This is a genomic window from Comamonas sp. GCA5, assembly GCF_036541385.1.
Taxonomy (GTDB): Bacteria; Pseudomonadota; Gammaproteobacteria; order Burkholderiales; family Burkholderiaceae_C; genus Comamonas; species Comamonas aquatica.
The window spans coordinates 1-11,055 of sequence record NZ_JAZHFR010000099.1 but is presented as its reverse complement, the minus strand read 5'-3'; the positions used below and the strand labels follow the sequence as shown (position 1 = coordinate 11,055).

The 11,055-nt window shown below is 69.0% G+C and carries 10 protein-coding genes and 1 pseudogene; 3 read left to right on the top strand and 8 right to left on the bottom strand.

What is annotated here, in order from left to right; translation table 11 throughout:
* The 8 genes and pseudogenes from SJH88_RS16835 to apaG all read right to left on the bottom strand — a co-directional run.
* A partial coding sequence (locus SJH88_RS16835) for a tetratricopeptide repeat protein (RefSeq protein ID WP_479680509.1) occupies positions 1-610 on the bottom strand: 610 nt, incomplete at its 3' end.
* Positions 611-856: 246 nt separating this feature from the next.
* Entirely contained in the window at positions 857-1,351 is a 495-nt protein-coding gene (locus SJH88_RS16830; protein WP_274755149.1) for a CinA family protein, read from the bottom strand.
* Between the two features lie 8 nt (positions 1,352-1,359).
* Complete coding sequence (locus tag SJH88_RS16825) at positions 1,360-1,941, bottom strand: phosphatidylglycerophosphatase A family protein (RefSeq protein WP_183302311.1); 582 nt, start codon at positions 1,939-1,941, stop codon at positions 1,360-1,362.
* Positions 1,942-1,986: 45 nt separating this feature from the next.
* Positions 1,987-2,955 carry a thiamine-phosphate kinase gene (thiL, locus tag SJH88_RS16820; protein ID WP_154165104.1) on the bottom strand — a complete coding sequence of 323 codons (969 nt, stop codon included), beginning with the start codon at positions 2,953-2,955 and terminating at the stop codon, positions 1,987-1,989.
* A gap of 115 nt (positions 2,956-3,070) precedes the next feature.
* Positions 3,071-4,195 (bottom strand): annotated as a pseudogene (locus tag SJH88_RS16815) (YbdK family carboxylate-amine ligase).
* 2 nt (positions 4,196-4,197) lie between these two features.
* Positions 4,198-5,445, bottom strand: coding sequence for a cation:proton antiporter domain-containing protein (locus SJH88_RS16810; RefSeq protein WP_274755148.1), 1,248 nt, complete (start codon positions 5,443-5,445; stop codon positions 4,198-4,200).
* A gap of 71 nt (positions 5,446-5,516) precedes the next feature.
* Positions 5,517-7,481, bottom strand: a complete 1,965-nt coding sequence (locus tag SJH88_RS16805) for a site-specific recombinase (RefSeq protein ID WP_274755147.1) — start codon at positions 7,479-7,481, stop codon at positions 5,517-5,519.
* The gene (apaG, locus tag SJH88_RS16800) at positions 7,482-7,895 is read right to left on the bottom strand and encodes a Co2+/Mg2+ efflux protein ApaG (RefSeq protein WP_043383781.1); all 414 of its coding nucleotides are present in this window, start codon (positions 7,893-7,895) and stop codon (positions 7,482-7,484) included.
* Between the two features lie 31 nt (positions 7,896-7,926).
* Here apaG and rpe point away from each other — a divergent pair, with 31 nt between their 5' ends.
* The 3 genes from rpe to speE all read left to right on the top strand — a co-directional run bounded on the left by rpe (position 7,927) and on the right by speE (position 10,835).
* Complete coding sequence (gene rpe / locus SJH88_RS16795) at positions 7,927-8,610, top strand: ribulose-phosphate 3-epimerase (RefSeq protein ID WP_042417560.1); 684 nt, start codon at positions 7,927-7,929, stop codon at positions 8,608-8,610.
* Positions 8,611-8,726: 116 nt separating this feature from the next.
* Entirely contained in the window at positions 8,727-9,449 is a 723-nt protein-coding gene (gph, locus tag SJH88_RS16790) for a phosphoglycolate phosphatase (protein WP_274755146.1), read from the top strand.
* Between the two features lie 144 nt (positions 9,450-9,593).
* On the top strand, positions 9,594-10,835 hold the full coding sequence (gene speE, locus SJH88_RS16785) for a polyamine aminopropyltransferase (protein WP_274755145.1): 1,242 nt from the start codon (positions 9,594-9,596) through the stop codon (positions 10,833-10,835).
* The last annotated feature ends 220 nt before the right edge of the window (positions 10,836-11,055 follow it).

Here is an 11,055-nt window from a genome sequence, read left to right as displayed (position 1 = left end):
CGGGTACTGGCGCAGCAGCCGGTGCCACCACCGGTGCGGGGGCCGCAGCTTGCGCAGGGGCTGCCGGTGCCGGTGTGGGGGCAGGCGCTGCGGGAGCCTTGGGCTCGACCGCGGCGGCGCCGGTGCCGGAGGTCGGGAAGATCTGCTTGATCAGCGACAGCTTGGGCGGCGCGGGCTTGCGGTTGTTGTCCAGCTGCAAGGCTTTGGCATAGGCGTCGCCGGCCATGCGGGCGTACAGGTCGCCCAGGTTCTCATGGGCGGTGGCGTAGCTGGGGTTGGTGCGGATGGCCTGCTCCAGCACCTGGGCGGCCTTGCGGTCCTCGCCCTTGGCGGCGTGCAGCACGGCCAGGTTGTTGTAGGGCTCGGGCAGCTGGGGGTGGTCGCGTGTCAGGGCCGTGAAGACCTGGATGGCCTGGTCGTACTTCTGCTGTTCGGCCGCGATCACGCCTTGCAAAAAGCGCAGCTGCACATCCTGGGGGCTTTGCTTGAGCAGGGTCTGCACGCGCTGTGCGGCATCGTTGATCTTGCCTTGGTCAACCAGCTGTTGCACCTCGGCGGCGGGCGTGGCGGCCGCCTGGGCCAGCGGCGCGGCTGCGGCCATAACACACATCAAACTGGCGGCTGTTACAGGTCGTATCCACCGTCCTGGCTGGAGCATGGGGGCAGCGCGAAGCCAGGAAAGCACGGGCGGAAGAGACATAGAAGCACTTTCTCTGCGGAACAAAGAGGGGGAGTGGATAAAGCCCGCGCATTTTCGCCTGTAAGCGCTTGGCTGACAAAGCGGGAGATTTTAGGGGGAATCGACCGTCTGACTGCGTGCCGGGGTTGTCGCTGTGACGGGTGGGGGACCCTGCGCTCAGGGTGGCTGGAGGATTGTTACCAAATGCTGCAGTGCCAGGGCCGTGGTCTGGGCCCGCACGGCCGCGCGGTCACCGGGGAAGTGGTGCACGCGGCTGTGCACCTGGCCCTGCACGCACCAGGCCAGCCAGACCGTGCCGACGGGCTTGTCGGCACTGCCCCCGCTGGGGCCGGCCACGCCGCTGACGGCGACGCTGACCTGGGCCTGGGAGTGCGCCACCGCGCCGTGGGCCATGGCGCGCACCACGGCCTCGCTGACGGCGCCGTGCGTGGCAATCAGGGCGGCAGGCACGCCCAGCATCTCGGTCTTGGCGGCGTTGGAATAGGTCACGAAGCCGCGGTCGAACCACAGGCTGGAGCCCGCCAGGTCCGTGCAGGCGGCGGCGATCTGGCCGCCGGTGCAGCTTTCGGCGGTGGCCATCAGCCAGCCGCGCTGCTGCAGGGCCGCCGCCAGCTGGCGCACGGTGGGGGCAAGGTCGGGCGCGGCCGTCATGGGCGGCCTCAGCCGAACAGGTGGCGCCACACCGCCAGCACCAGCAGGGTGCAGAAGGCCGCCACCAGGTCGTCCAGCAGGATGCCCCAGCCGCCGCGCGGGCCGAAGCCCTTGCACAGGCGGTCGGCCCAGCGCACGGGGCCGGGTTTGGCGGCATCGAAGAAACGGAACAGCGCAAACGCGCTCAGCTGGCCCCAGAAGCCCATGGGCATGGCCAGCCACAGCACGATCCAGAAGGCGACGACCTCGTCCCAGACGATGTGGCCGGGGTCGGCCACGCGCAGGTGGCGCGCGGTGACGGTGCAGGCCCACCAGCCGACGGGCAGGCTGACCGCGATCAGCCAGCCGATCTGCGCGGGCGTCAGCCACAGCTGCAGCACCAGGAACGCCAGCCAGGCCCACAGGGTGCCGACGGTGCCGGGGGCGATGCGGCCCAGGCCCGAGCCGAAGCCCAGCGCGATCAGGTGGGCCGGGTGTTGCAGCAGGAAGCGCACGCTGGGGCGGGGGGGCGCGCTGGCCGGTGCGGCGGACGCGTCGGCCCCGGGGTGTGCGGTGAAGCGCTTGGGCTGCACGTCGGTGATGGGTTCCATGGAACGATTGTAGAAGTCGCGCCGGGGGCGCTGGTGGGTGCGGTGTCAGGCGAAATGGTCGAAGGCCGCGAAGCGCAGCGGCAGCTGCTGGCCGCCGGGGGCGATGACGCGCACGCCGCGCTGGGCCTCGATGCGGCCGATGCAGGTGACGGGCGTGGCGCTCTGCTGGGCCGCCTCGCGCACGGCGGTCTGGGCGCTGGCGGGGGCGGTGAAGCACAGCTCGTAGTCGTCGCCGCCGGCCAGGGTGCAGGCGTCGATGCGGGTGGTGGCCAGGGCCGCCATCAGCGGGTGGCGGCGCGCATGCAGCAGGCCGCGCGTGATGTTGGCGTCGATGCAGGCGCCCACGCCGCTGGCGTCCAGGATGTGGCCCAGGTCGCCCAGCAGGCCGTCGCTCACGTCCAGGCAACTGCTGGCAATGCCGCGCAGCGCCTGGCCCAGGGCCACGCGCGGGGTGGGTTGCTCCAACCGCTGGCGCGCTTGGGCCAGCACGGCGGGGGGCAGGGCGTGCTGGCGCAGCAGGGCGTCCAGCGCCAGGCGTGCGTCGCCCAGGGTGCCGCTGACCCAGATGTCGTCACCGACCTGGGCGCCGCTGCGCAGCAGGGCCTGGCCGGTGGGCACTTCGCCAAAGACGGTGATGCACAGGTTCAGCGGGCCCTGCGTGGTGTCGCCGCCGACGAGTTCGCAGTCGTGCTGCGCGGCCAGGGCGAACAGGCCGTCGCTGAAGGCCTGGCACCAGGCGGCATCGGCGCGCGGCAGCGACAGCGCCAGGGTGAAGGCCAGGGGCCGGGCACCGCAGGCGGCCAGGTCGCTGAGGTTCACGGCCAGGGCCTTGTGGCCCAGCAACTGGGGATTCACGTCCGCAAAAAAGTGGCGCCCTTCGACCAGCATGTCGCTGGACACGGCCAGCTGCATGCCGGGCGCGGGCGCCAGCAGCGCGCAGTCGTCGCCCACGCCCAGGGGCGAGCGGCGCACCGGGCGCTGGAAGAATTTGCGGATCAGTTCGAATTCGCCCATGATAAAAAAGTAGCGGTTTGCGCTTGTCATTCAAGCGTTTCAAACACATTTTGGTTTGAAAGCATTGTTTGACAAGCGCATGCAGCTATGTTTTTGGGGTTGCCCCCGGTGTTCCCTAAATGGCCTCGCCCCGGAACCGGCGCGAGGCCTGGCGCGTCACCTCACCCAGCAGCTGTTCCCGGGCCTGGCGTTCGCGCAGCCAACGTGCGTCATTGTGGCTGTTGGCGACGTCGCTGCGCAATGTCTGCAGCGCCGGGGCTGCGCCGTGGCGTGCCGCCTGGGGGGTGATCTGGTCGATGGTCTGCAGGATGTGCTCGGACAGCGGCATGTGCTGGCCCGTGGCCGGGTCGACGTAGACCGCATCCAGCCCGAAGCGGCAGGCCTGGAAGCGGTTGTAGGTGTAGACCAGGTAGTCGTCCTCGGCCGGGGTGAAGGGCTGGGTCTCCAGGAACCAGGCCGCCAGCGATTGCACGTAGCCCGCCAGGGCGGCGGCCCGCTCGATGGTCAGCGGCGTGTCGAACACGCGGATCTCGATGGTGCCGAACTCGGGCTTGGGGCGGATGTCCCAGTAGAAGTCCTTCATGCTCTTGACCACGCCGGTGGCGGTCATCTTGTCGAAGTACTGCTCGAACTCCTTCCAGCTCAGCACGCAGGCGCGCGCCCGGACAGCGGGAAGGCGAACACCGAGTTCAGCCGCGCCGAGTCAAACGCCGTGTCCTGCCCCTGCACGTAGGGGCTGGAGGCCGACAGCGCGATGAAGTGCGGGATGTAGCGGCTCATGCGGTGCAGCATCAGCAGCGCGGCATCGGCATCGGGGCAGCCGATGTGGATGTGCTGGCCGAAGATGGTGAACTGCTTGGTCAGGTAGCCGTACAGCGCCGACAGCTCGTGGAAGCGCGCCTTGTCGTAGATGCGCTGCTGGTGCCACAGCTGGAAGGGGTGGGTGCCGCCGCCGACCACGGCGATGTTGAGCTTGTCGGCACTCTTGACCAGCGCGTCGCGGATGGGGGGTGAGCTGGCTCAGCACCTCGGCCGCGCTGCGGCAGATGCCGGTCGAGACCTCGATCATGCTGCTGGTCATCTCGGGCATCACGCTGCCGGGCAGGGTGTGCTTGTCCATCAGGCGCAGCATGTCGGTGGCGTAGGGCGCCAGGTCGTAGTCGTGGGTGTTGACCAGCTGCAGCTCCAGCTCCACCCCCAGGGTCAGGGGCTCGGACTGCTGAAAGGCTTCCAAAGGCATGTTCAGGCTCCGTCTTGGGGGGCAGGTTGGGGCGCAGCGGCCTTGAGCGAGGTTTCGCCGGCGCGGCGCAGGGCCAGCGTGGCCAGGATGGCGCCCAGCAGCTCCAGCAGCAGGATGGCGGGCAGGGCCGTGGCCGAGATGGCCTGGGCCTGCTCGGGCGCGGCCTGGGCGAACTGCGAGGTAATCAGCAGCGCCACGGCCGACATCGGCGCCATGGCACACGACACCCAGACCGCCTGGCGCCAACTGGCGCCGCTGCTGATGTTGCCCAGGCCCACGCCCACGGCCTTGGCCAGCAGGCGGGCCACCACCAGGGCCAGCACGGCCAGGGCCACGGCCCCGCTCCACGAGGCCTGGGCGGCCACGGTGGAGACCAGCACGAACATCAGCAGGGTCAGCAGCGACGAGGCCGTGCCCAGCTGGCGCGGCCAGGCCCAGGGGCGCTGGTGCAGCTGCTTGAGCAGCATGCCGCCCAGCAGCGCCGCCAGCGGGGCCGAGCCGCCCAGGTGCGCGGCAATCGCGGTGGCCGCCGCGATCAGCGCCAGCATCAGGATGGAGGTGTTCTCGCTGGTCGGGCTCATCAGCTGCAGCGCCAGCCGCATCGCCAGGCACAGCAGGGCGGCAACCGCCACCGATACGCCCAGCACCACCAGCACGGGCGTGATGTCCTGCCACAGCGAGGCCGAGGGGCGTGCGAAGATTTCGGCCTTGGCGCTGCCCAGGGTCAGCGCATACAGCGTGGACAGCGTGGCCAGGGCGATGGCCCGGTCGGTCACCGGGCCGGCCGCGCGCGTGTCGTTGACCACGCGCGTCAGCACCACGGGCGAGGCGGCCATGGCGATCAGCGCCAGCGGCGTGGCCGTGGTGGGCGGCAGCTGCAGCCAGACCAGGGCGTAGAACACGGCGAAGTAGGTCAGCCCCGCCTCCAGCAGGCTTTGCACCAGCACCATGGGGTTGTGGCGGAACCAGCGCAGGGTGATGCGGCCCCCGCATTCGAACAGGATGATGGACACCCCCAGCTCCAGGGCGAACAGCGCCGGGCCTTGCAGCGGCCAGCTGGTGGCGCTGAAGCCCAGCAGGCCGGCCAGGGTGCCGACCACGGCATACCCCAGCACCTTGGGCATTTGCAGATGGCGCTGGAACACATAACCAACCAGCGCGGCCAGCGCCAGCAGCAGCGACCATTGCAGGGTGTCGAGGCCTGCAGAGGGCTTGAGCCACTGGGCCCAAAAGGTGGGATCTGGGGTCATACCTTCATCCTTATCGTGGTCTCCTCGTCAGGGGCAGAGCCCGGCGGGCTGCCCGGTCTGGGCTGGTGGGCTCAGGGCTTGAAAAAACTCAGGGGGCGGTTGCGCAGGCGGTGGCGGATGGCCGCGTAGATGCGCGAGCGCTCCACCCCGGTGACGTTCTGCGCGCGCAAGGCCATGCGGAACGCCAGGTAGAAACTTACCAGCACATTGAGGGCGCCGTTGAAGGGCAACATCGCCACGGCCCACCAGAAAGCGTCGTCATGCACGATCTCCCAGCCGAAGGTGGCACCGGCCACGCCCAGCTGCCCCGAGGACAGGGTGACGTGGCGCACCTCCAGGCCCAGGCCGAAGAAGCCGGCGATCGCCGGGGTCAGGCCCAGCATCAGTCCCAGGGAGATGTTGGCCGCAAAGCCGGAGATGTTGCGGCGCCAGAAATCGCCCCAGCGCTTGGCACGCGGTGCGCCCAGCAGGCGGGTGATGCGCGGGTTGTAGCGCATGGCCGAGTCCATGCGGCGCAGCACGAACCAGTTTTCCGCCCAGCCGGCGATCAGGCTGCTGACGAACAGCAGCACGCCGGTGAAGGCCGCAAACAGCAGCGAGGGGCCCAGCAGGCTCAGCGAGTCCAGCACCTGGGTGGCGTGCACCACGTCCAGCGGCGGGTGGCCCAGCGCCCGGCTGAACAGCCAGGCCAGGCCCAGCGCGGCCGGGAACACGACCAGCACGTTGCCCAGGATGGCCGCCACCTGGCTGCGGGTGAGGTTGGCCACCTCGTCCACAAAGGTCTCGATGGCCCCGTCCTCGTTGATGTTCTTGAGCTTGGAGGCCATGGCCGGCGCCGTCATCGCCGGCTGCTTGGTGGCCACCGTGAAGTGCAGCAGCTGGATCAGCACGAAGCTGATGGCGTAGTTGAGGCCGGCCCAGAACCCGCCCCAGAAGGCGGAAAATGCCAGCGCAGCCAGGCCGAACTTGACCAGGGTGGTCACGGACATGACCAGGCCGCCGCCCGCCGCACGGCGCAGCATCTGCAGGTATTCCCGGCTGTTGCGGGTGATGTAGTGCTCGCCGGTTTCCGCGCTGCGCTCGGTGACCTTGGCCGCCAGCAGCGAGGAGTTGGTGGACAGCAGCGAGCGCAGGCTGCGCCGCTCCCGCCCGACGCTGACGAAGCCCGCCAGCAGGCGCATGGCGTCCTGCTCGGTGTGCGCGCTGGTCAGGCAGTCCAGCAACTGGCGGATGCGCACGATGCGCGTGCGCAGCTGGCGCACGCGGAACACCAGGCCAACGGAGATGCCTTCATCGCCGAAGTGCTGGTAGACGGTGCCGATGGCCGCGCGACAGGCATCCAGGCGTTCGCGCAGGCGCTTCTCGGCCTCTTCCAGCCGGTCGGTGGTGCGCAGGCCGTGCAGCACCTCGATGCGCAGGCTCTCCACATCGCGGATCAGGTCGTGGAAGGGGCGCTGCTCGCGCGCTTCCTCGCTCATGCGCAGGCGCAGCTCGGGCGCAAAGCCGTTGGCCAGGATCTGGCCCGCGCAGTAGGTGATGGCATTCAGCAGCGCGTGCTGCCAGAAGCTGGCGCCCTGGCTGTCGGCCGGGGCCAGCAGCGCGGCCAGGCGCTGCAGCAGCGGCTCGGGCAGGGCGATCAGCCAGCGGGCATCGAACTCGCTGGGCAGGGCGATGGAAAACAGCTCGGAGGCATCGATGGTCTCGGGCGTGCCGGGCAGCAGCTTGTGGCGCAGGCGCTCCGACACCTCGGTGATCATGGCCGTGCGCGGGGCAAAGCCGAAGTCGGCCAGCAAGGTGGTGATGTCCACGCGGTCGATGAACGCCAGCCACCAGGCCTGCAGGCGCTGGCGCAGATCGGCATCGGCCTCGATCGCCGCCACCAGCGACTCCACGCGCCCCAGCGCCACCTCGACCGAGGGTTCGGCGGCCCGGACCCACTCCAGCACATGGATCAGCCACAGGTGGCGTTCCGCCAGCTCGGCGTGGGGGTCAAGTTCCGCCAGCAGGCGTGGGAGGTCGTGGGTGGGATGGGGCATTCAGTGGAGGGTGCGAGAGGGGGGAGACGGGATATCCGCGCCCGTGGCCGACGGGTCGATATCCAGCACGAACAGAGCGATCGGGGTGTCGAAAGTTTCCCCGGCTTCGGTGACACACAGGTAGCGGCCCTGCATGGTGCCGCTGGGGGTGCGCAGCTCGCAGCTGCTGCTGTAGCGGAACGACTCCCCGGGCTGCAGCATGGGCTGGCGGCCGACCACGCCCAGGCCGTGGACTTCCTGCTGCGCGCCCTGGGCGTCGGTGATCAGCCAGTGGCGCGCAATCAGCTGCGCGGCGCCCTCGCCGGTGTTGGTGACCGTGATGGTGTAGGCGAAGCGAAACAGGCCTTGCTGGGGCATGGACTGCTCCGGCTCGTACTGGGCCTGGGCCTCAACGTGAAACTCGTACATGGGCATGTGGCAATGGTAACTGCGACAATTGGCGGCCATGAACCCCACGTACCGCATCGCCCCTTCCATCCTGTCCGCCGACTTTGCCCGTCTGGGTGAAGAAGTGCGCAATGTCATTGCCGCAGGCGCCGACTGGATTCACTTCGACGTCATGGACAACCACTACGTGCCCAACCTCACGTTTGGCCCCATGATCTGTGAGGCTTTGAAGCCCCATGCCGTGACGCCCGATGGCCGCCCCGTGCCCATCGACGTGCACCTGATGGTGCAGCCCGTGGACGAGCTGGCCAGCGCCTTCGCCAAGGCCGGTGCAGACTACATCAGCTTCCACCCCGATGCCTCGGCCCACGTGCACCGCAGCATCCAGAACATCAAGTCGCACGGCGCCAAAGCCGGCCTGACCTTCAACCCCGCCATGCCCCTGGACGTGCTGGACTGGGTGATCGAGGACCTGGACCTGATCCTGCTGATGAGCGTCAACCCCGGCTTCGGCGGCCAGAGCTTCATCGACAGCACGCTGCGCAAGATCGAAGCCGTGCGCAAGCGCATCGATGCCAGCGGCAAGGACATCCGCCTGGAAGTGGACGGCGGCATCAAGGAAGGCAATATCCGCGCCGTGGCGAATGCCGGTGCCGACACCTTTGTGGCCGGCAGCGCCATCTTCGGCAAGCCCGACTACCAGGCCGTGATCGACCAGATGCGCGCCAACCTGGCCGCGTAAGCCGGGTTTTCGCCCCCAAGGCCTGCCATTGCAGGCCTTTTTAATTGCTCCGTGTTTTTGGCAGTTTGCGCCCATCTGGCAAGCGCAGGCAGCTATCGAATTGTGAAGAGGACGACATGTCTGTGCAAGTGACTGTGGGCGCCCAGGCGCTGCACCTGGAAGTGGACGCCGCCATCGTGGACCTGGACGGCACCATGGTGGACACGATTGGCGACTTTGCCGAGGCCATCGCGCGCATGCTGGCCGACCTGCAGCTGCCGGCGCTGGACGCCGCCCTGATCGAGCACATGGTGGGCAAGGGCACGGAGCACCTGCTGCGCAGCGTGCTGGCCCATGTGCTGGCGCAGGCCGGCCATCCCCAGGCGGCACGGCCGGCGGTCGTGGCCCGCCTGCTGCCCACGGCGCTGGCCCGCTACGAGCAGCATTACCTGGCCATCAACGGCCAGCACTCGGCGCTGTACGCCGGGGTGCTGGAAGGCCTGCAGGCGCTGCGGGCCGGCGGCCTGCGCCTGGCCTGCGTGACCAACAAGCCCCTGGCCTTCACCCGGCCGCTGCTGGCGGCCAAGGGCCTGCAGGGCCTGTTCGAGCAGGTGTTCGGCGGGGACTCCTTCGCCACCAAGAAGCCCGATCCGCTACCCCTGCTCAAGACCTGCGAAGCCCTGGGCACGACGCCGGCGCGCACCCTGATGCTGGGCGACTCCAGCAACGACGCCCAGGCCGCCCGCGCCGCGGGGTGCCCGGTGGTGCTGGTGACCTATGGCTACAACCATGGGCAATCCGTGGAAGCGGTGGGTGCCGATGCGCTGATTGACAGCATCGCGCAGCTTCGTGTGGTTTAAAAACGGAAATTGCCGTTATTTGTCCTTTGTAGTGCTTGTGGTTAGGATGGCAGGCTTTGCCCGCTTGACAAGCAGATAACCCAATGCGCTGCAGGGAGGAGCTCTTCGCCCTGGCGTTTCGTGTGACAGGGAGGACTCCACACCATGCAAGGTTTGCACCTGACGGCCGATTTGTACCAATGCGCGTGCGACGACGCGCTGATGCTGGATGCGCAGGCGATCGCCGCCCTGTGCCGAAGGCAGACCGAGGACGCCGGCCTGACCCGGGTGGATGACCGCTGGGTCCAGTTTCCGGCCTGGCAGGGCCAGCCCGGGGGCGTGACCGGCACGGTGCTGCTGGCCGAGTCGCACCTGGCCATCCACACTTGGCCGGAAACCGGCAACGTCACCATCGACGTCTATGTGTGCAATTTCTCGGCCGACAACTCGGGCAAGGCGCAGGCGCTGATGGATGGCGTCGTCGCGGCTTATGCCCCGCGGCACGCCGTGCGCCAGCAGCTGTGGCGCGGCGATATCGCCACCGATGGCGTGGGCCAGTACCCCTGGGTGATGGAACAACTGAGCCCCGATGCGGCCTTCGGCTTTCGCGCCGACAACGTGCAGCGCCGCCAGACCCCCTACCAGACGCTCGAGATGATGGACTCGGTGCACTTTGGCCGTGTCATGCGCTTGGACAACTGCTTCATGACCAGCGAGCGGGACGAGTTTTTCTACCATGAGTGCATGGCCCACCCGGCGGCCATCGCCCACCCGGCGCCACGGCAGGTGCTGATCCTGGGCGGCGGCGATGGTGGCCTGGCGGAGGAGCTGCTCAAGCACAACACCTTGGAGCGCGTGGTGCTGGCCGAGCTGGACGAGGCCGTCATCCGCGCCAGCCAGGCCGAGCTGCAGGCCGTGCACCGGAATGTCTGGAGCGACCCGCGCCTGCAGGTGCGCATCGGTGATGGCATGGCCTTGATCGCAACGACGACCGAGCGCTTCGACCTGCTGGTGCTGGACCTGACGGACCCCGACACCCCGGCGGGGTCACTCTACGCGCCGCCGGCGCTGCAGCGCATGCGGCAGGTGCTGGCACCGGGCGGGGCGCTGGTGTTGCACCTGGGCAGCCCGGTGTTCCATCCGCAGCAGGTGCAGCGCCTGCTGCGCAGCCTGCGCGGGGTGTTTCCGCAGGTGCGTTGCTATGGCGTGTATGTGCCGCTGTACGGCGCTTACTGGGGCATGGCCGTGTGTTCCGACACCCTGGATGCCACGGCCCCCACGGCGGCGCAGGTGCGCGAACGCCTGCAGGCGCGCGGTGTGGGTGATTTGCAGTACTACAACCCCGCGGTGCATGGCGCCCTGTTCGCCCTGCCCAACTACTACGCCCAGCTGGTGGCGCCCGCGTAAGTCGCACCTGCTGTCCGCCGCGGCGGGGTGGGCGGCCCCACGGTGTGGAGCCGCCCCCTGGGCGCTTAGAAACTTTCCCAGTCGGCGTTGTCGGTGGTGGACGTGGCCGGTGGCGCACTGCGTGGCCGGGCTGGGCGGGCGGCCGCTGCCGTTGCCGTTGACCCTGCACCTGCGGCAGTTGCAGTGGTGGTGCGCGGCGCTGGCACGGGGCGGGGCGTGG